Source organism: Butyrivibrio sp. AE3003 (assembly GCF_000686065.1).
GTDB lineage: Bacteria > Bacillota > Clostridia > Lachnospirales > Lachnospiraceae > Butyrivibrio > Butyrivibrio hungatei_A.
The window spans coordinates 1,456,282-1,476,925 of sequence record NZ_JMLX01000001.1; the positions used below are offsets into that span (position 1 = coordinate 1,456,282).

Genomic DNA, 20,644 nt, shown 5'->3' on the forward strand with positions numbered 1-20,644 from the left:
CTTGGAAGATTGCTATTTTTATTTAAAACTATTTGGTTTTCACACCTTCATCAAACAACCCACCAAGCTGCTCTTCCTCGATGTAATCCGAAGGCAGAACCGAGGAATTCCCCTTAAGTTCATCCATTGTATATGTCTTTTCAAAAAGCACTTTCTTATCGGGACTGTTCCTATCAATCACAACAAAACTTACATCATCCGTATCATTTTTCAAAGAATATCCAATGATTATGCCATAAGTCTCATTTATTCCCATTGTTTTTCCCGTCATATTCTCGCCGGAATAAATCTGTTGCAACTTCTCATTTCCCTGATAGCACTCGGTATAACATGACAGTTCGGCATCTTTTTCCGATGCATTCTTTACCTGCGCAATATGGAACACAGAAAGCTTTTTATCAGCCGAATATTCTTTAACAAGAGTCACTTTCTCCTCGTACTCAAATCTCGCACCACTCTGAATAGCAGCATCATCTTTGACTTGCGCTTCTCCCGCTGCCTTAACCGCACTGTCAGAGCTTGCATCACCCTCAATCGCTTCTGCCACATCAACAGGCTCCTCGCTTGCAGCTGCTTCTTCCGTTACCGTGGGTGCGGGCTTAGGTTTATAGCTGTCTTCACTCATTACGGCGGTACTGCTGCTGTGGCTGGGATCGCCGATAATGCTTTTTACAACAATTCCACTTAGGATAAAAACAAGCGCAGCGGCCACATAAGTCGCCCATCTTCCGCGCAGTGAATCTCCAAAGTTACGGATTTTCTTCTCGTTACCTGCCTCATCTATGGAAATTACCTTTTCGATATCGTTGCTACCGCAGCCGTTACTTCCAATTCCGTTTTCGCTACTGCGGTCTCTTTTTTCTCCGCCAAATACATCCGTTCCGTCAAGCTCGAGCTCGATATTTCGAAGGATTCGGCTTTTCATATCTTCAGTAACGACTATATTCTGCATTAACTCATTGTATTTACTCAAAGTCATATCCCTCCTTCAAAATTTCTTTTAACTTCTCTCTCGCCCGCTTCAGATCCGACCTGACGGTAGATTCTTTTTTATTCAATATTCCCGCAATATCAGCGGTTTGATACCCCTCCTGATAGTACAGATGAATAACTTCAGCGTACTTCTCAGGAAGGTTTTTTACAGCTTCCCAGACAAAAGACAATTCCTCTTTTTCCTCGGAAACCAGTTCGTCCATTAGCTCATCGGTCTCCCGGACTTTATTGTATTTCACCTTGTTCTTGCTAAGATTAATGGCAACCCGCAGCAGCCATGCCTTCTCATGCTCCTCATCATTATATTCGGAGTCGGATTTCAGATACTGTATAAGCGTATCCTGCAAGATATCTTCAGCATCCTCCATATTATGGAGGTACGAATACGCCGTTCGAAGTATGGCATTGCCGTATTTTTCCAAAAGAGTTGCCGCTCTATCCCTGCTTTTTCCCATGCTATCACCCGATATCGAAACCAAGTAAAAGAATTAGCGGTAACATGATAATTATATCATTTACAGCGCTCTCTTAGCCACCATCCTTACAAGCTGAATGAACTCATCCTTGTACTCATCTTTGTTATTTATCTCTGCATAAGTATCGATAACGTGATCATAGCTTGCATCGCCCTTATAATCGCTGTCAGAAAGAATAAGTGAAAACTCCGCAACGATCTGCGCAAACTTCATGTTATCGGTTGCAGCCTTAACATCCGCATCTGATACGGCGTAGCTTGAAAGCTTTGACTCAGAACCTTCGGGCTCTTTGTATCTTACGTTTACGGTAGCATACTCATTGCCGTAGTCCTTCTTATCGTCTTCTCGGTACTTTAAGTTAACCGCTTTATCACTGTCTGCCGTAGTGATCTCATAAAGCGCGATAACACTGTGACCAGCTCCTACTTCTCCGCCGTCTTTCTTATCGTCGTTAAAATCAGCTGCATCAAGCTGTCTGTTTTCATAACCTATAAGTCTGTAGCTGTTTACCTTTGTGGGATTAAACTCAACCTGAATCTTTGCATCTTTTGCAACGGTAACCATAGTTGAGCTCATCTCTTCAACAAGAACCTTCTTTGCTTCCATCAATGAATCGATATATGAATAGTTTCCGTTTCCGCAATCAGCTAGTCTCTGCATACTCGCATCCTTAAAGTTGCCTGTACCAAAGCCAAGTACCGACAAAAATACACCTGTATCTTTTTTCTCTTTTATAAAATTCTCAAGTTCATCCGGATCCGATATTCCAACGTTGAGATCACCGTCAGTTGCCATAATAACTCTGTTTACGCCGCCTTCAACGAAGTTATCGGCCGCAATCCGGTAAGCCCTCTCCATTCCGCTCTGTCCGTTGGTGCATCCGTTTGCGCTGAGACTGTTAATGGCTCTCTTTATCTTATCCTTGTTCTTAAGCTCCTCACCCTCAAGGACTACTTTTTCTTCACCCGAATATGTAACGACAGATACCGTGCCCTCGCCCGTGTAGTTGTCGACAAACTCATTCATGCTCTTTTTAAGAAGCGGAAGCTTGTCATCAGAGCGCATAGAACCCGATACATCGATCAGGAAAACAAGATTACTCTTGGGAAGCTTTTCTGTATTTATATCTCCCGTTTTTAACCCCACGAACATCATCTTGTGGTCTTTGTTCCAAGGGCAATCCGAGATCTCTGTTGTTATGCCGAATGCATCGCCGTTCTTCGGTGCATTAAGGTCATATGAAAAATAATTCAAAAACTCCTCGGGTCTTACCGCATCCGCCGGAATGTTGCCTTTTCCGTATCCGTCTTCGATCATTCTTCTTACATTTGCATAAGATGCCGTGTCAACGTCCATCGCAAATGTCGAGAGCGGATTGGTACTAACCAGCGTTGCGCCGTTCTCATCGGGCTTTTCGTATGTCTCATTATTCTCGATCGGATACTCCACAAATCCCGTGTCATCACAAGTTTCGCACATTCCCTCGACGGGCTCCGCCGAATTAAGATCGTATCCGCTTGACTTATCGGAATACGACGGGTTCTCCGCATCTGCCGCAGGTGCACTGTTTGCTCCGCCGCATCCTACAAGTAAGCTTGTTGCAAGCGCCATGCTCACAATTCCATTAATACCTCTTTTAAATGTCTTTTTCATAATTTTCCCTCCGTGCAGCTTTTTTGTTATAATAATTTGGCTGCTTTACTTTATACACAACGAAGGAACGGAAAATGTTGCAAGAAAAATTAAAAAATAAAAAAAATTTTTTTATACCGATCGCGGTTCTTGTAATTATCGTTGCAATCCCGCTTCTCATCCGGATTTTTCACGATGATAACAAGCCGATAAAGCGTTATATGACAAAAGAGATCCCGGTAAAAAACGCAGACATAAATGCCGCATACGACACTGTTCTCCCCTCGTCGGTCCGCATTGAATCGGGCGACTACATGGGAAGCGGTAACATCTGGGAGATCACGGGTAAAAAGATAAAGATACTGACCGCATCACACGTTGCCGACATAGAAAACTGCAACCTCACTTTCTTCGACGGCGTAACATGCGAAGGCACGGTAACTTTCAGAGATGATGTAAAAGACATCGCTCTCATCGAAGTTGATAACTCACTTGTTAAAAAAGCAAAGAAAAAAGACTCACCTTCTTATCAAAGCGTGCGTCCTTCCAAGAATCTTCCCGATTGTGAAGAAAAAATATTCATAATAGATACGCTTACAAATTCGGCATCACAGGGAATCGTCGACACTCCCTCGGTATTTAATCCGTTGATCGGTCACGATGTCATTTACTGCATGTGCGAAGTTGAGGAAGGAATGTCCGGAAGCGGATTATTCGACGCCACCGGACACTACCACGGAATTCTCCTACAGAAATCCGACGGTTCGTGCATATGCCTTCCTGTCAGCGATATTGATATTCCATAAAATTAAAGCTCCGCATCTTCGCGGAGCTTCTTTATATAGTCATCACAAGAACTTCAGTGTTCTCTCTATTCCCTCTTCAAGTCCGAAATAAGCTTTCCACCCAAGACTCTCAAGCTTTGTTGCATCAAGAACCGAATTTTTCATCGGATTAAAGCTCTTTTTCTCCTCTTCCGAAGGTATCTCAAACACTACCTTAACGCCGCTTTTCTCAGCAAGGCACTCGGCCACGTCTTTTATGGAGACAATCGAGTCTTTGTTTGAGATGTTGTATGCTTCGCCGCATTCTCCTTTTACCAAGACACTTAAAAGAGCCGAGGCACAGTCAAGCATGTAGCAGTACGATCTTAGCTGCTCGCCCTTGCTCTTCATAACAATATTTCTTCCCGAAGCCGCATCAAGCGTAAATGCCGCAGACGCCCTGCTGTCGGTCTTAGAGATCGTAGGCCCGTAAATGTACCCGGGTCTTACTATAACGGCATCGACATCATACTCGTCTATGTAGCTTGCACACAGACTCTCAGCTGCCCTCTTCCCCGATGGATAACACGATCTGGAACTTAAGATATCAACATATCCGTACTCATCCTCAGCGATCTCGCCATCCGCCGCATAAGAAAAGCGCTCTCTGTTTCCGTAAACTTCACTGGAAGAAACAAATAAAAGCCTGCTACCCTTATTATCGGCCGCAAGATCAAGAAGTGCCTTAAGTCCTATGATATTGGACAAAAGAGTCTCCACAGGCTCTTTCAAAAACCTTCTGTTGTCAGCGTTACTTGCACCGTGAATAATGTAGTCCGCCTTAACATCAAGCTTAGCTGCGCTGTTTGCATCATACTTCACAAACTTATAATCGCCTGCATCAAGCGCGCCTTTAAATCTGTCGCTGCATCTTTGCTCACTTCTTCCTGCAATCGTAAGCTCTATGCCCGCATTCTTTTCCCTGTTCAAAAGAGAAATAATATCAACCACGGGTGAACAGAGCATCCCTGTTGCGCCCGTGATAAGTATTTTCTTGTTATACAGTTTGTCTATTTCGGGAATGCTGCCGGCTACAAGCCTCACATCATCCCAATATTCCTTACAATATTTCATTATCGTCAAACCTTAAAGCAGCTTCCGCCGACAAACTCTCTGCATATTGAGTTTCTCGGAAGCATTGAGCTGTCTACACTTACAAAATAATCAAGGAACTTAAGAAGTCTCTTTGCCTCATAGTACTCAGGCTCTCCCTTTTCTATGGAGAAAAGAAGCGGCTCTGCGTAAGGCTTGATTACCGCAAGTTCATATATCTGCGCCGAGTTAAACATTTCGTCCGCTTCCTCCTGGAACGGGAAAATATTCTCCTCTTCACCTGCACGAACAGACGCCCACATGCTGATAGTCTTCTTTGCCGAAGCCCCCCTTGTCCTTGCATCTCTGACAATTCGTCTGAGCAGCCTTCCGTCCGTTGTGGGAATTCTGTTGTGTGAATCGATGCTGAGTGTTGTGAGCGCACTGATATAAATCTTAAACTTGGACTCTGCGGGAAGTGCATAAGACATCTTCTCGTTAAGGCCGTGAATACCCTCGATAACAAGAATGTCGTTCTCTCCAAGTTTAAGGAAATTGCCGTTCATTTCTCTTTTACCCGTAATGAAATTAAACTCGGGAAGTTCTATTTCTTCTCCGCGCAAAAGAGCTGACATATCCGCATTAAACTTCTCTATATCCATGGCTCCCAGACACTCAAAGTTGTAGCTTCCGTCCTCGTTAAGCGGCGTAAATTCTCTGTTTACGAAATAATCGTCAAGGCTTATGGGATGCGGATTAAGTCCGTAAGTTCTAAGCTGGATTGAGAGTCTGTTTGCAAAACTCGTCTTTCCGGATGAACTCGGGCCTGCGATCATAACAAACTTTACATCCTTGCGCTCCTGGATTCGCTGCGCAATCTCACCTATTCTTCTCTCCTGAAGAGATTCCTGAATAAGTATCATCTCGTTGATCCTGCCCTCGCAAACACGGTTATTAAGGTCACCGACATTGTCGATTCCCATCATTCTTCCCCAGTCGCTTGCAAGCTTCATGGTATTAAAAAGCTTCTCTCTGGGCTCCGACATGATAAGCTTATCCGGACACATCCGTGAAGGAAGTGTCAGCATAATGCCGTCATCGCGCCTTGATATCTTATAATTCTCAATATATGAAGTGTTGGGGAGCATATAACCATAAAAATAGTCATAGAAATCCTCAAGCTTATATATATTGATCTCTGAACTTCTTCTGTATTTAAGTAAAGCAACCTTATCCGCCATGCCCATCTTCTTAAAAAGTTCGATGGCATCGTCAATCGGATAAACGCTCTTTGTTATCGGAATCTTCTGATCGATGAGCTCCTGAAATCTGTCGGATATCTTTTTTACAAGCTCATCTGTAACTTCGGTCTTACCATGAAGTGTGCAGTAATAGCTGTTAGAAATAAGGAATTCAATCTTTGCGGCAGAAGCCTCATCCTTGCCCGCAACGTCCCTTATCGCCTTCACAAACATCATAACTGCGGTTCTTCTCATGGTCTTGTGACCTATATTATCTCCGTAAGTAAGGAAAGAAACCTCTCCGTCCTTTTTTACTTCCTTCATCAGTTCTCTTATCTTACCGTTAAAAAGAACTGCCGCGATCCTGTACTTGCACTCAGACTGATACTCTTTAGCTATATCTTCAAACTTCGTGCCTTTTTTGTACTCTTTAGCAACATTGTTGATAGTTATTATAGGCATACGCGTTCCTCCTGCATAACCTTCAAAGCGGTATCTATATCGGAAAGTTCGGTAGTTATCTCCTGTATCCTGCCGGAGTGCTCCTTCTCATCGAGGTTCTTCAATATGGATTCACACACTTTTTTGCCGTGTAAAAGATATTTCTCCAATGTTTTATCCCTGTTAAGAATGTTGCACTCTCCGTATCTGTTGCATATCCTAAGAAGCTGCTCATTATCTGCATTTTCGGCCACTTTTTTAATAAGCGAGATAGCACTTTCAAAACTGCCGCCCGGATTATCGTGTGAGGCTGAAGTTTCTGTAATAACAAGCGAAACCTTCATAGGAAAATAAAACTTCCCCTCCTCTTCGATAACTTTCTCATCCGTTATAACAAATCCACTATCCCTAAGGAACTGCCTAAAATCTGCTATATCGGACTGAGGCTGCAAAACAGCCGTCTTTATCCCAAGCTCTGCAGGCTTCCCCTCTTCGAGGATCTTTCGCATGAGATTTCCGCCCATGCCGGCAATTACAAGAGCATCCGCTTCTCCCTGCTTAAGCTCTTTTACCCCGTCGGAAAGACGCGTCCTTATGCTGTCTGAAAGTCCGTATTCATCGATATTATCCTTAGCACCGGAAAGCGGGCCGCTTCTTACATCCATGGCAATGCACTCTTTTGCAATGCCATGTGTAACAAGGTATATAGATACATATCCGTGATCGCATCCGACATCTGCCACTTTGAGCTTTTCGGAGCAGCGAAGAAGCTCCGCTATCTCCTTCAAGCGGACAGACATCTTGAGCGCCACGTCATTATTTGTGTCATTTATAGTTTTAGTCATATTCATTAATCAAGGTAATCCTTGAGCTTGCGGCTGCGGCTCGGATGGCGAAGCTTTCTGAGTGCCTTTGCCTCAATCTGTCTGATACGCTCACGGGTTACGTTAAATTCTTTTCCTACTTCTTCAAGAGTTCTCGCTCTTCCGTCATCAAGACCGAAACGGAGTCTAAGAACCTTCTGCTCACGCTCTGTAAGAGTTCCGAGAACTTCAACAAGCTGTTCCTTCAAAAGTGTGAATGCAGCTGCATCCGCAGGTACGGGAACGTTGTCGTCCTGAATGAAATCACCAAGATGGCTGTCTTCCTCTTCACCGATAGGTGTCTCGAGTGATACAGGCTCCTGTGAGATCTTAAGGATTTCTCTGACTCTCTCAACAGGCATGTTCATCTCTTTTGCCACTTCCTCAGGAATAGGCTCACGTCCGAGTTCCTGAAGGAGCTGACGGCTTACGCGGATGAGCTTGTTGATAGTCTCAACCATGTGTACAGGGATACGGATAGTTCTTGCCTGATCGGCGATAGCTCTTGTGATAGCCTGTCTGATCCACCATGTAGCATATGTTGAAAACTTGAATCCCTTACGGAAATCAAACTTCTCTACCGCTTTGATAAGTCCGAGGTTACCCTCCTGAATAAGGTCAAGGAAAAGCATTCCTCTTCCGACATATCTCTTCGCGATACTTACAACAAGACGAAGGTTTGCTTCAGCAAGGCGCTTCTTAGCCTCATTTCCCTTGTAGATAGCCATCTCGATCTCATCAAGTTTGGCCTTCGAAAGCTTTGTTCCGCTCTCCTTGCTCTCTGCAAGTTCCTTCTCAGCTTCAAGTCCTGCTTCCATCTCTTTTGCAAGATTGATCTCCTGATCTGCCGTAAGAAGCGGAACCTTACCGATTTCCTTAAGGTACATTCTTACAGGATCTTCAATACTGATTCCGTCGGGAACAGAAAGATCGATATTTTCCATATCAACCTCGTCCTCTTCGGAGAGCATCATATCATCATCGTCGGGAATATCATCATCGTCGCTTTCAGATACTCTAAGGACATCTATGCCCGAGTTTTCAAGAACTTCAAGGACATTGTCCATCTGTTCCTCATTTAAACTGAGCTCAGCAAAAAAGTCGTTGATCTCATTATACTCAAGAACATTTTTCTTCTTCTTTGCAAGAGCGAGGATTTCTTTTATCTTCTGTGTAAAGAGCTCTCTTGTAGCATCGTCGAGAACTTCCGACTTTCCGCCCTTTTCTTCTTCAGCCTTCTTTCCGGCCTTCTTCTTTGTTTCTTTTGTTGCATCAGCAGATTCTTTCTTGGGAGTCTTCTTTGTTGCCTTCTTTGGCGCTTCCTTCTCTTCTTCCATAGTTTCTGCTGCCTTCTTAGCAGAGGTATCCTCCTTCTTTACGGTTGCCTTTGCTGAGAGCTTCTTGGTTGTTGTCTTTGTCACTTTCTTCTCTTCCTTCTTTTCTGTTTCTTTTTTTGATGTTACTTTTTTAGCCGTTTCTTTCTTAGCTGTCTCTTTTTTAGTTGTTTCTTTCTTAGCTGTCTCTTTTTTAGTTGTTTCTTTCTTTGTTGCTTCTTTTTTGGATGTTTCCTTTTTGGGTGTTTCTTTTTTAGCTGTTCCCTTTTTTGCCGTTTCCTTCTTATCTGCCTCTTTCTTACCGGAAAGTTTCTCGGCAACTTTCTTTACAAGTGTCTTCTTTGTCTCTTTTTCCGTAGTACCAGTAACTTTTTTTGCCATATGATTCTTCCTTTTCTGTTTTATAGTATTTCCGAATCAGTGCATATTACCTGTAGTTAATCGTCGGGCGAGATATCGGCATGTGCCAGCTTCTCAAGATTCTTTTTGCCCTGTATGGTCTTGGTCAAAAACTCGGGATCGTCAGGCTTAAGTTCTCTCTTCTGTCGTTCGTATCCTGCGGATTTAACTCCGTAGATGATATCTCTAAACGCTTTTTTCCTTTGATCCTTTGTTTCAATCTCAACCAGATTTGTATTGAACATCTCAGCAACTTTGCTGTGTTGCTCCTCATCCGTAAATCTATCCAAAATGGCTGCCGGCGAAAAATTACCGTGCTCCATTCCCTCAAAGAGCTCATTAGCAACATTTCTGTAAAGCTCATCGGTAAAGTCAGCGGGAACTATCCACTTCTTTACCTTGGGGAAAATAGCCGGCTCATCCGTAAGCCATGTAAGAAGAAGTCTTTGGTTCTTCCGGGCTCCATCCTCGGGAAGGTTCTTTTTCTGTATACCACTCTTTGGCTTCTCGGCAGGTCTTACGAGTCCGCCCTGTGAAGCGTAATGAGCAACAAGTCTTCTTAAGTCGTCAACGGCTATATTGTACTTAGCCGCAACCGCCTCTATATAATTCTCTCTTTCGAGAGCTTCTTCAAACTCACACAATTTCTTGGCAAGAGCTCTGTGGAACTCAGTCTTTGATTCAGGGTCTGACATATCGTATCTCGACTGCATTACTCTTACTTCGAAAAAGAATGTGTTTTCCGCGTTTCGTATTCGCTCTTCAAAAGCTTCTTTTCCCTCATTCTTAATAAATTCATCGGGATCTTTGTGTGGCCGAAGGTCAAGCACTTTACCCTTAAGCCCCGCTTCTCTCAGAATCCCTATTCCGCGAAGCGCAGCTTTGGTTCCTGCTTCGTCACTGTCATAAGACAAAATGACTTCATCGGTGTAGCGCTTAAGTATCATTGCCTGTCCCGTCGTAAAAGCAGTTCCGAGCGAAGCTACGGCCATATTAAATCCCGCCTGGTGCATAGCTATGACATCCATGTAACCCTCGCAGATTATCATGTAGCCTGCCCTGGCGTTCTTGGCATAGTTAAGCCCGAACAGATTTCTGCTCTTATCAAATATAAGTGTTTCAGGGGAATTTAGATATTTGGGCTTTCCATCGCCCATAACACGCCCGCCGAATCCTATAACCTTCTGCGATGCGTCCTGAATCGGGAACATTACTCTGTTCCAGAACTTATCATGAGTTCCCATTCTTTCATCATGGGAAGCAAGTCCTGCATCAATTATCTGGCTGTCGTTATACCCAAGACTCTTTAAGTGTTTCACAAGGTCGTTGCTTGAGATATTGGCATAGCCAAGTCCAAAGTGCTGCATGGTCTCATCCGTAAGCTGCCTGTTTTTAAAGTACTCCATGCCCTTTTGGCCGCTCTTTCCCCGAAGCTGATAATAATAGTACTTGGCAGCTTCCTTGTTGATATCAAGAAGAATCTGCCGCTTGTCGCGCATAGCCTTTGCCCTTGGTGAATCGTCTTCATCAGGAAGTTTCACACCGGCTCTCTCGGCAAGCTGTTTTATCGCTTCCTGGAAAGTTAAATTGTCATATTTCATCAAAAAAGTGATGACATTCCCGCCTGCTCCGCATCCAAAGCAGTAATACATCTGTTTATTCGGCGACACGGAGAACGAGCCTGATTTCTCGTTGTGGAACGGGCAAAGTCCGAAATAGTTGGCGCCTTTCTTTTGCAAATGGACATACTGTCCTATCACGTCCACAATGTCACTGCGGGAGCGCACCTCTTCTATTATTTCATCTGAGTAGCGCAATTTGGGTCTCCTGAATATATTGGTTTATTTTATAGTACCGTCCATGAACGGGGGACATATACTTCTTCGAAAACAGAAACAGCATATCTGTCAGTCATGGAACTAACATAATCGCATACAATTCTCTCTTTGGATTCTCCTGCTGCCATCATGGCTTTCAGATAGTCCGGAAGTTTCTCCTCGTGGTCGAGGTAATGATGATAAAGAATCTTTATCATGACTTCTACCTTGCCCTCCTGCCCTTTGGCTTCGGGATTGGTATATACTCTTTCAAACATAAACTTCCTGAGTTTCAGGAAAGCATCATATACTTCCTCCGACATCATAATGTCGTCCTTGTCCATGCTTGTCGCGATTATATCGTGTATAAAGGTATCAAGCCACTCTCCGTTCGTATAGCCGATCACCTTTGCAAGTTCCTTTGGAACATCACTCTCTTTCATGATTCCGCCGCGGATCGCATCGTCCATATCATGATGCATGTACGCTATCTTATCCGAAAGCCTTACAACCTTGCCCTCAAGAGTCGACGGCGTAAGATTAAGCTCGTGATTAAGGATTCCGTCCTTAACTTCTCTCGTGAGGTTAAGTCCCTGTCCGTAGTTTTCAAGCTTCTCCACGATTCTAAGACTCTGTTCATTGTGCCTGAAACCTCCCGGAACAACGGCATCAAGCGCCCTCTCTCCGGCATGCCCAAACGGCGTATGTCCAAGATCGTGCCCAAGTGCTATGGCTTCAGTGAGATCCTCATTAAGCATAAGAGCTTTAGAAATAGTTCTCGCATTCTGCGATACTTCAAGAGTATGCGTCATACGGGTTCTGTAATGATCTCCGTCAGGTGCCAGAAAAACCTGCGTCTTATCTTTAAGCCTTCTGAACGATTTGGAATAAAGAATCCTATCCCTGTCTCTTTGGAAACAGGGCCTTATATCACACGGTTTTTCAGCTTTTTCTCTACCTTTGGAATTCATGCTGAGTGTAGCATATTTGCTTAAGATCTGTGTTTCTCTTTCTTCTAGTTTTTCACGAATTTTCAATTTTCGTCTTCTTTCTATTAGAATTTTTTGAGTAGCAAATATTTTTATGGGAAACTACAAAAATGAAACCCACATCTTTATTATTCGACGTGAGTTTCACAATTCCTTTTTTTATTTTAAATTTTTTTGCTTTTTTATTTATACAGCGCAAAACGTGCCTCATACTGCTCGTTTATCCACTCAACAGCCTTGGTAAAGCCTTCTTCGCTCACTTCAAAATTCTCACTCAACATAAGCTTCTTATCAGTCTTAGCATATGAGTAGGGTTCAGGCCACACCGTTGCCATAAGTGTCGCGGGGCCTCTCTGATCCACCGGAACGAACTTTACATTTTCAAGCGGTTCACGCGCAAGTCTGTACCTCATTCCCTTGTAGCTTCCAAAATACGCCTCGCCATATTCGTAGTGCATTAAATTAAAAAAATCTTTTTTCTCTATTGCCATATCTGTTAAAACTCGACTTTTCCGGTATCAGTATGATTTACCACGTAATATGCGGCATTGTCCGAAGGCTTGATGTAAACCTGGATTTCCTTGATACTTGTAACCTTATTTCCTTTGCTTATGTAATCCTTTTTTGCCCTCTCGATTATATCGGAAGTCTTTATCTCATGATGATTGTACTGCACGAAAACTTCTTCTTTGCACGCGCGCTTTGCAGCCTTTGCGGAAATGTCCTGACTCGCCTCTTTAGCAACCTTGGCTGCTTTCTGCGATGTTTCCTTTACAGTCTTTGCAGCGGGCGCCGTCTTCTCTTTTGCCTTAGTGATATAAGGCTCCGCTTTTTCCTTGATATCTTTTATATAAGGCTCTGCCTTTGTCTTAACTTCCGCATAAACAGGCTCTGCCTTGTCTTTAATGTCTTTTAAATAAGGCTCGGTCTTCTCTTTAATATCCTTAAAGTATGGCTCCGCCTTTTTGATATATGGTTCAGCTTTACTGGTATATGGCTTGGTAGCTTCTTTAACATCTCTCAAAAAAGGCTCTGCAGCCTTCTTAGCTTCTTTTATAACAGGCTCAGTAGCCTTTGAAAATTCTCTTGCTATCTCTTTTATCTTATCTTCTGTAGAATTCATGCCCATTATTTTTCCCTCCCGGAATAAAGAATCGTCCTCAGCACCCAAAGCACCGGGGATAGTTTATCTAAACCTTTTCATAAGAGCTGCCATAGGCCCCGCCGCATCCTGAAGATCGGTGATTGCCTTGTTAAGTCCGTCAAAATCTATCCTAGATAGAGATGTGACCGCCTCAGTGAGTGATGCTGAATTGCCCGCAACCAGTTCGTTAAGGCTATCAGTCGCACTCGTTATGCCCTTTGTCATGACATCGATCTCATCAAGTGAGTTCTCTGCCTTAACAGAAACATTGTTGATATGCGAAAGCGTTGTCATCGCCTTCGGTACAACGATGATACATGTCAGAAACACCACCAGTAGCAGTCCTGCCATACATCCCGTTGCAATCTTCTGGAAAAAAAGCCGTTTCTTCGAAAGGTCTCGCATCTCGGTGAGTAATGCCTCTGTGAGATTGTTTGAAATTCCGGCATCACCAGGCGTTGCAGCTTGAATTCTTTCCTTGTTCAAAGCAGCTTCTAACACCAAATCTTTCTCACTTCCTGCCATTTCAGGTACATTTGCACCTGTCAAATTTGAATTTCCTGCATTGTTTTCAATTGCGTTATCTGACAGTTTGCCCCCAACATCATGCGGTTCCATATAATAGATCCCCCTTTCATATCATGTTCTTACGAAACGCACATTTCTAGATTTAGATCAGTAACCATTCATACACAAAATACAAAATTGAAATCGTTTTATATTATGATACCACATTTATTGAGTTATTTTACATCAGGTATATTTCGTAATGATTCCCAATATTCATTGCCGCGCATATAGGCAAACATTTCCTCATTGCAAAATTCCCCGATCAACTGCGATTGAAATTTCTTTATAAACTCCGACTTATCCGAACGCTCTTTTTTCTCCACCCTAAGATGAGCATACAGCTCAGAATTATTGATATCCAACATTGTATCAACATTGTCTACAAGCTGTTTCATAATAGAAGCTGTCTTCTCAACATCTTTTTCATATTCCGCAAGTTCAAGTTTCTGCATAACTTCCTGGTAAATGCCAAGTTCAAAGCATCTTGAAACCTCACCGCTAACATCCGCCATTTTATATGCCATTCTGAGGTTTCCTGCATCCTTATAGAGCCTCTGTAACAAATTCAATACGCATTTTATCTGATTAACCTCTTCAAGCATAAGGTCCTCAAGTTCCTTGAATGCTTCTTCTGTCTTTCCATTCTTTTCATGAATCTCAGCTTGGAAAAACCTGCGCTCATACCCTCTCTCATCAAAATAACTTAAAAGCTCCTCCGCCTTTATGTAGTCTTCTTTTCTGTAGTGCATAAAAAACAACATTTTGGCGGCCGACGTTCTTATTCTCGAATCCCCCGATTCCATCAAATCCTGAAGCCATGCAGCGATATGCTCATCATATTTTTTCAGAATTTTGCACTCCTTTTTATGTAAAGCCGCGTATCGGGCACCCTCAAAAATCAGCGCACTGTTAAGTTTTAGTTTTTCGCAGTTTGGATATTCTTCTATCTTCTTTCTTGCAGATTCAAACACTTCCTCATAGAGTCCTTTTTCCAGCTTCTGACATAGAGATTTTATATAAACGTCAACCTCTTCATCAGTCAGATTTTCTTTAAACGACAACAGCTCATCCATCGATATTCCAAGAAGTCTTGCAATCGGTGCAAGCAAGCTGATATCGGGAAGCGTATTCTCATTCTCCCACTTATTGACAGCCGGCGCAGTCACTCCAAGACTTTTAGCCATTTCTTCCTGTGTAAATCCCAATTCTTTGCGGTATTTTCGTATCACTTTTCCTATAGTCATTAGCTCAGTCTCCTCTATACTCTCTAAATCCGTATTTTCCAAAAGGTTTACACTTAAATCTTTCGGAAAAAGTGTGATGTCTTGTTGTGCATTCACGGATATTAAAACTAAGAATGCATGCTTTATTACCGGCGCCGTTCTAATGCTATGATAACGAATTCCACAGAGTTTTTCTATTGAATACATATTAAGTTATAGGAATTTTTATTAACCATCAAGAATTATTTGAGATATATGCTTATCATCTCCTACTGTAATCCATCATTGCAATAATTTATTTCTTTCATGTCTTTTCTTATACGGTACTTTTACGCACTTTTGCACCGCATGTATCTTCCACAGCTTTTCTGTGCGGTACCTGATCGCATTTTCGCACCGCACGCATCTTCCACAGCCTTTCTGTGCGGTGCTTGATCGCATTTTCGCACCGTACACTTCCTCCACAGCCTCTCTGTGCGGTGCCTAGCCGCATTTTCGCACCGCACACTTCCTCTACAACCTTTCTGTGCGGTGCCTGTTCGCTTTTTCGCACCGTACACTTCCTCCACAGCCTCTCTGTGCGGTGCCTGGCCGCATTTTCGCACCGCACACTTCCTCTACAACCTTTCTGTGCGGTGCCTGTTCCCGCTTTCGCACCGCATACATCTTCCACAACTTTTCTGTGCGGTGCCTCTGCGTCAAAGCCTCTCACAATAGCATACCTGCTCCAATTCACCCCATTAATAAATTCAATTTATTATGCACATAGGCCGCATCCATAGCAGAGCATTTCTTTTCAATAAAAAAGCCTTCCGCGAGCCGTGCATCCCTGCAGAGCATCTTGTTGAATACGAGGAATTTTCTAATCAAAAAATTACTACCTGAAAACTCAGGTAGTAACTTGGAATACTCTTTTTATTTAAATGAATAGCTGTTCTTTCTGATAAAGTTTCTCACATCAGTTTTCTTAAGAAGATCGGATTTTGTATCCTTATCCGGCGCTTTGGCTGAAAGATAAGCAAAATCTGACTTCTTGTATATTTCCCAAACTTCATCTATCGTCTTGCCTTCAAACTTTGTACCCTTGAAAAGACTCTTCCACATCTCTCCCCACTTTTCTTTCTTGAAGTCAGACATGCAGCAAACCTCAAAGAAGTCGCGGATAATATCACGGCTGGATGAAGATGTTTCCTTATCGAGCCACACCAAAAATCTCACTGAAGTTTCGCGGGTTTTCTGAGTGTTCGCATCGGGAAGCACCCAGTTTTTGTCATTGTATCTTCCGTCTTTGTAAGCATAGATATATCTGCAATAATCTGCAAATACTTCGGAATATTTAGGGAACTCAAGATTATCTCTCACAAAACCTCCATGTACAATATGTGCAAGCTCATGAGTCAGAACATCGAAATGATCGTAGTGCTTATCTAAATACTTATCATGAAGATGAATCCTGTTCTTCTTCGAATTGGCCGAAGCAATCTCATAACCTTCATTTTCAATCGCTATCGTAACATCTGTTGTAGCTTTTTTATAATCACCAAATCTCTTGTACATCTGAGGATATACCTCGTAAAAAAGATTCTCAATATGGTCAAACTGCTCAACATTTGTGTATCCGTCCCACTTAGTAAGGTCAATCGTAAGCGAATACTTTATGCCATCAATGGTCTTGCTTGTCTTAAGCATTTTCCCTGTCTCATCAAGGTCACTTCTTTTTGCAAGTGCCGCTTTATTGTCGGCATTTGAATCTGCGTGAACCTCAAGAGGCGCAGCCGAAGCCAAAACAAGAGCAAAAATCAACATCTTGGGTAAAAATCTTAGTTTCTTCATGTAATTCTCCTTATGTCAAAAAAATCCAAGGGCACTAATACCCCACAAAGAAGTATAACATGTTCTTAACATTTTTTAACCAATCCGATTGTAAAGTTCGCCAAATATTCACATTCAAAAATAAGCAAGACAAATCCCTAATTACTTTTCCTGCCCCCCGATACTCTCCATACTTTCTAGATGCTATTATTCTCATTCATAATGCTGATTCAAGTTTCTTTTTTACGGCTTCAAAATCAAGTGGACTTTCTGCGCTTTCTAAAGATATAAGCAATGTATCACCAAGTACAAGTCCGCTTTTCTCGTATGATATCAGCTTTTTTAGATTCTTGACCGCATATTCGGGATCATTAACAAGCCCTAAATGTTCCCAGTAAATTGTTTTATCTTTCCTTACGCTATATATTGCAAAGTCCGGAAAGATATGTCTTCTATCTTTCAACAAAAATTCCGGTTCATATACATACGGTATCTTCATACTATATAAATAATCCGCAATAATCTTCTCCGATTTGGATCTGACCGTTTCCCCTTTAATTGTCTTATGAGCAACAGCCACTTCCACAGAGTTCTTTCCACCATTAAAACTGTTGTACCATTCTTCTATTCTCATTTCTTCCGTAGACCGTATAGGACTTATCATCTCTTTCCTTCCGCGACACAGACCACTATAAACTCTGTCAATCATTCCAATGTCATATCCTTTTATAAAAGCCTCCATCCTCTTCATCAGCGGTTTTAATTCACGCAAAAGTTTCTCGTCATAATCTCTCTGAATCAGGAGGCGTATCATATCCCTCCTCGCAGATTTGATGTATTCTCTTTTCTTGTCACCGTTCTTGCGAAAATAGTATTGTGGGACGCCGCGGCATGATGTAACTAGAATTTTGCCGTCATCTAATCCTTTATATCTTGTTTTTCTTTTCTCAAGAGTGTTGATCATCCCTCGAATTTCATTGAATTGTCCAATTAACTCATTTCTGTAATCTATCATTGCTACATTTGTTCCTTTCAAATCTCTGTGTAAAGCTTATTATTTGTCTTTTTTGGCTTTAGGCACCGTACACATCCTCCACAAATTTTCTGTGCGGTGCCTCTTCCCGTTTTCGCACCGTACACATCCTCCACGGCTTTTCCGTGCGGTGCCTCTTCCCGTTTTCGCACCGCACACATCTTCCACAGCTTTTCTGTACGGTGCCCCTAACAAAACATCACCACGACCGGCCCTATTCAATCAAAAATAAATCCCTAAAAATCATTGAATCATTTTGGCGAATGCCAAATGAAAAAAACAAGAACAAAAAGTCGCAAAAGCTCCTCTTTGTATAACACATCAACGCACATACTGCATATCAAAATAAATGCATACCAATTGTAAACATATAGAGCATATTTATCACCACAAAAATTTAGCACAATTATCAATAAAAAACAAATATTACATGCACCGGTATTTATTCACCCACATTTCTTACCACAAGCTTATATCTATAAGCATGCAAGATAGTTCTTGAGCTGTTTGGCCTTCTTTTCCAACTACTAAACAGACTACTTTTGAAATGAAATAAAGATAATTTTATTTCACATCCAGTATCACAAACTCATATCTTTAAATGGAAAATGTAAAAAATGATAGAAGAAAATAAAAAGAGTGTGGGTTTAATAAAAGCCCGTGTTATGTGGGTTAGGCAAAAAAAAGGTCTATCACAAAAAGTGATAAACCTTGATAAAATATCGTGCGGAAGATGGGACTGTTACCATCAAAGCAGTATATACCTCAATTCTTGCCCAAAGTATCACATAATGTATCACAAAGTTTCATTCTGCAACTCTATATCATGGACACATTAAAAAAGTTCATTTTAGAATTATTAGAATGTACGCCAAACATTTTGCATGAACTCTTATTATTTTATTTGCAAATCTTATCCCAAATCTCAATCGTTATCTTGTTTTTTAAATCTTTATCTATATACGAGCAATTCTGCCCACTATTGTATACTAATTCATCAAAAATCTCTGATTCATGTGTTTTTCGCAAAATAGCTTCCACTGGAAATTTTTTGTTATCGTCTAAATAATCTCCTTTAAGTAACGATTTTGGATGCCCAGAGTTCGAAAAACCAAGCGTGCATTTATTATCTGTAGAAGCAAACGCGCATATAACTTGATTCTTCTTAAAAGAACACTGCACATTTATTGGCTTTCCTTCAAAAATGGTAACCATATTAGGCAGAACATGAATTTTTTCACGAACAGCACCTTTTAAAGCGTTCTTTCCTACCCCGCGTTTCACAAAATCAAAATCACTTTCTGTCAGTGTTCCATCTAAGCATTTCTTGAAAAATGAATCTGCTGGCATCGAAGTGTTTACACCAACTAGATGCAAATAATTACCATCAAACGCCTTTGTTATATAATATCCACCATCATTAAACGCACGCGATATGATACAATATTCAAAATTCACAAAATTATCATTGAATATCTTTGCATTTTCAATAGCACAGTTTTTCACGCGTTCTTTAAACGAGACTATGTTTTCCAACCTTTTGCCCTCAAAAAAAGAGGCGAATATACACTACTCGCCTCTGTATTATTCAATGGAGCGGATTATGGTCGCCGCCCCGACCTCTCGGATAGGTTTATAGTCTCTAGCCCGACTTCTCGAACAGGTTTAAAGTCTCTGTTCCGACAACAACTAGACTATCATAATACAACAACATATGTTTTAAATCAATACTTTTCTTAATCTAATAATAGAATATCACCATTTAGATTGCAACGTATTTCCTATAGTTTTTATAATATATTAAAAGACTGTTCATATTTCAAACTTCTGTTCTCTTCGGATATTTTCTCTCAATACAATTCAAAGCAGTATATATCTCAATTATTGTCCCAAGTATCACAAAGCCTCATAATCCAAACCTTTCATGTTCTTCCCCGCGCTGTTTCCATAAAGGTTTATATGTGCCAGCGTGAACTTCGCTCCAATGTTCGCCGTAATATTTCTTTTCCTCATGATATGCGTCTATTGTCATTCCTTTGTATATAAAAGGATATTCAAGCATGATTGGGTCTAATTGTTCAACTGTTTGTACTTCTTTAGTCTTGTTCTCTAAATGTATGCCTATCGCTTCTAATTTTTTCTCGCATCCATCATCAAAATACTTCATAAATTCGTCTGAGTGGTCGTTAATCTCTATGCTTGACATGGCTTAGTCCTCGTCTTTGCGCTTCTTTCCAATGAGCTTTAAAAATTCATCCATGCTGTCAACATCTACGATTTTATATTTCTTGTCGCTAACGGGCTCAATAGAATTGTCAAAACCAACGGCGCTTTGTTCCAAAAATCTTTTTATAATCCTTTGATTTTTTTCTTTGTTGTTCATTTTCCCTCTTCATTCTTTTAATAATGATCTTGCGAAGCCCTACTGTAATAATACCTCATGCCAACCCTACGCTGATATAAGCCATCTTTTCTTTTAAATCGTTCTTGGTCGCTATTTTATTCTTTAATAGATAATCAAGAACCTTTTTCCTTTGTTCATCGGTTTTCATCAGAGTAAGGGCACTTATAATAAAATCTTTGTTATTATCCACTTCGGCAACCGCCAATATGAAGAGTTCTTCTATCTTTTTATCATTTTCCATTGTGTAATCCTCGTTTAAATAATATAAGCTCAACCTTCCTGTTGCTAAAAGAGCACAGTTGTTAGGTCACAGTGTAGAAACTAATATGATGTACTACACCTATGCAACTAAAGATGATATGGATGATTTGGTTGATATGTTTAACGAAAATGGCGAGGTCTCACCAAGGTCTCACC

General features: G+C 41.5%; 21 protein-coding genes. 1 reads left to right on the forward strand and 20 read right to left on the reverse strand.

The features are described from left to right. Positions 1 to 28 precede the first annotated feature (28 nt). From CD00_RS0106980 to CD00_RS0106990, 3 genes are read right to left on the reverse strand one after another with little or no spacing between them, the layout of a single operon-like run. The gene (locus tag CD00_RS0106980; RefSeq protein ID WP_185750403.1) at positions 29 to 973 is read right to left on the reverse strand and encodes a hypothetical protein; all 945 of its coding nucleotides are present in this window, start codon (positions 971 to 973) and stop codon (positions 29 to 31) included. After that, positions 966 to 1,472 (reverse strand): RNA polymerase sigma factor, encoded by a 507-nt coding sequence (locus CD00_RS0106985; RefSeq protein WP_330370364.1) that lies wholly within the window; start codon positions 1,470 to 1,472, stop codon positions 966 to 968. The genes CD00_RS0106980 and CD00_RS0106985 overlap by 8 nt, the downstream gene beginning before the upstream one ends. A 36-nt stretch (positions 1,473 to 1,508) precedes the next feature. Further along, positions 1,509 to 3,122, reverse strand: coding sequence for a vWA domain-containing protein (locus CD00_RS0106990; protein ID WP_026655313.1), 1,614 nt, complete (start codon positions 3,120 to 3,122; stop codon positions 1,509 to 1,511). Positions 3,123 to 3,322: 200 nt separating this feature from the next. On the opposite strand from CD00_RS0106990, the gene CD00_RS0106995 reads away from it, so the two are divergent. Continuing rightward, positions 3,323 to 3,907: a S1 family peptidase gene (locus tag CD00_RS0106995; protein WP_207640460.1), complete on the forward strand. Its 585-nt coding sequence runs from the start codon at positions 3,323 to 3,325 to the stop codon at positions 3,905 to 3,907. Positions 3,908 to 3,949: 42 nt separating this feature from the next. On the opposite strand, the gene CD00_RS0107000 is transcribed toward CD00_RS0106995, so the two are convergent. The 17 genes from CD00_RS0107000 to CD00_RS0107085 all read right to left on the reverse strand — a co-directional run bounded on the left by CD00_RS0107000 (position 3,950) and on the right by CD00_RS0107085 (position 20,468). Continuing rightward, on the reverse strand, positions 3,950 to 4,999 hold the full coding sequence (locus tag CD00_RS0107000; RefSeq protein WP_034462019.1) for an NAD-dependent epimerase/dehydratase family protein: 1,050 nt from the start codon (positions 4,997 to 4,999) through the stop codon (positions 3,950 to 3,952). 5 nt (positions 5,000 to 5,004) lie between these two features. After that, positions 5,005 to 6,660, reverse strand: a complete 1,656-nt coding sequence (locus CD00_RS0107005) for a nucleoside kinase (RefSeq protein WP_026655316.1) — start codon at positions 6,658 to 6,660, stop codon at positions 5,005 to 5,007. Further along, the gene (locus tag CD00_RS0107010) at positions 6,651 to 7,484 is read right to left on the reverse strand and encodes a class I SAM-dependent methyltransferase (RefSeq protein WP_207640461.1); all 834 of its coding nucleotides are present in this window, start codon (positions 7,482 to 7,484) and stop codon (positions 6,651 to 6,653) included. Before CD00_RS0107010 ends, CD00_RS0107005 begins: the two co-directional genes overlap by 10 nt. A gap of 5 nt (positions 7,485 to 7,489) precedes the next feature. Then, positions 7,490 to 8,839: an RNA polymerase sigma factor RpoD gene (rpoD, locus tag CD00_RS0107015; RefSeq protein WP_081670527.1), complete on the reverse strand. Its 1,350-nt coding sequence runs from the start codon at positions 8,837 to 8,839 to the stop codon at positions 7,490 to 7,492. A 434-nt stretch (positions 8,840 to 9,273) separates the two neighbouring features. Continuing rightward, complete coding sequence (dnaG, locus tag CD00_RS0107020) at positions 9,274 to 11,052, reverse strand: DNA primase (protein WP_026655320.1); 1,779 nt, start codon at positions 11,050 to 11,052, stop codon at positions 9,274 to 9,276. Positions 11,053 to 11,081: 29 nt separating this feature from the next. Then, the gene (locus CD00_RS0107025; protein ID WP_026655321.1) at positions 11,082 to 12,089 is read right to left on the reverse strand and encodes a deoxyguanosinetriphosphate triphosphohydrolase; all 1,008 of its coding nucleotides are present in this window, start codon (positions 12,087 to 12,089) and stop codon (positions 11,082 to 11,084) included. 134 nt (positions 12,090 to 12,223) lie between these two features. Further along, entirely contained in the window at positions 12,224 to 12,499 is a 276-nt protein-coding gene (locus tag CD00_RS17550; RefSeq protein WP_242838931.1) for a hypothetical protein, read from the reverse strand. A gap of 38 nt (positions 12,500 to 12,537) precedes the next feature. After that, a complete protein-coding gene (locus tag CD00_RS19230) occupies positions 12,538 to 13,170 on the reverse strand; it encodes a DUF6465 family protein (RefSeq protein WP_051594112.1) in 633 nt (210 codons plus the stop codon). Positions 13,171 to 13,227: 57 nt separating this feature from the next. Continuing rightward, on the reverse strand, positions 13,228 to 13,803 hold the full coding sequence (locus CD00_RS0107045) for a hypothetical protein (protein ID WP_026655322.1): 576 nt from the start codon (positions 13,801 to 13,803) through the stop codon (positions 13,228 to 13,230). Positions 13,804 to 13,928: 125 nt separating this feature from the next. Further along, on the reverse strand, positions 13,929 to 14,999 hold the full coding sequence (locus CD00_RS0107050; RefSeq protein ID WP_026655323.1) for a helix-turn-helix domain-containing protein: 1,071 nt from the start codon (positions 14,997 to 14,999) through the stop codon (positions 13,929 to 13,931). A 295-nt stretch (positions 15,000 to 15,294) separates the two neighbouring features. Continuing rightward, positions 15,295 to 15,690: a hypothetical protein gene (locus tag CD00_RS20390; protein ID WP_026655324.1), complete on the reverse strand. Its 396-nt coding sequence runs from the start codon at positions 15,688 to 15,690 to the stop codon at positions 15,295 to 15,297. Between the two features lie 203 nt (positions 15,691 to 15,893). Further along, positions 15,894 to 16,811, reverse strand: coding sequence for a hypothetical protein (locus CD00_RS0107060; RefSeq protein ID WP_026655325.1), 918 nt, complete (start codon positions 16,809 to 16,811; stop codon positions 15,894 to 15,896). Positions 16,812 to 17,007: 196 nt separating this feature from the next. Continuing rightward, positions 17,008 to 17,805 (reverse strand): hypothetical protein, encoded by a 798-nt coding sequence (locus CD00_RS0107065; RefSeq protein WP_185750404.1) that lies wholly within the window; start codon positions 17,803 to 17,805, stop codon positions 17,008 to 17,010. A gap of 918 nt (positions 17,806 to 18,723) precedes the next feature. After that, positions 18,724 to 19,359, reverse strand: coding sequence for a PBECR4 domain-containing protein (locus CD00_RS0107070; RefSeq protein ID WP_026655328.1), 636 nt, complete (start codon positions 19,357 to 19,359; stop codon positions 18,724 to 18,726). A gap of 370 nt (positions 19,360 to 19,729) precedes the next feature. Then, positions 19,730 to 20,029 carry a hypothetical protein gene (locus tag CD00_RS0107075; RefSeq protein ID WP_026655329.1) on the reverse strand — a complete coding sequence of 100 codons (300 nt, stop codon included), beginning with the start codon at positions 20,027 to 20,029 and terminating at the stop codon, positions 19,730 to 19,732. Positions 20,030 to 20,032: 3 nt separating this feature from the next. Continuing rightward, complete coding sequence (locus CD00_RS20140) at positions 20,033 to 20,206, reverse strand: hypothetical protein (RefSeq protein ID WP_185750405.1); 174 nt, start codon at positions 20,204 to 20,206, stop codon at positions 20,033 to 20,035. A 55-nt stretch (positions 20,207 to 20,261) separates the two neighbouring features. Beyond that, a complete protein-coding gene (locus tag CD00_RS0107085; RefSeq protein ID WP_026655330.1) occupies positions 20,262 to 20,468 on the reverse strand; it encodes a hypothetical protein in 207 nt (68 codons plus the stop codon). Positions 20,469 to 20,644 lie beyond the last annotated feature (176 nt).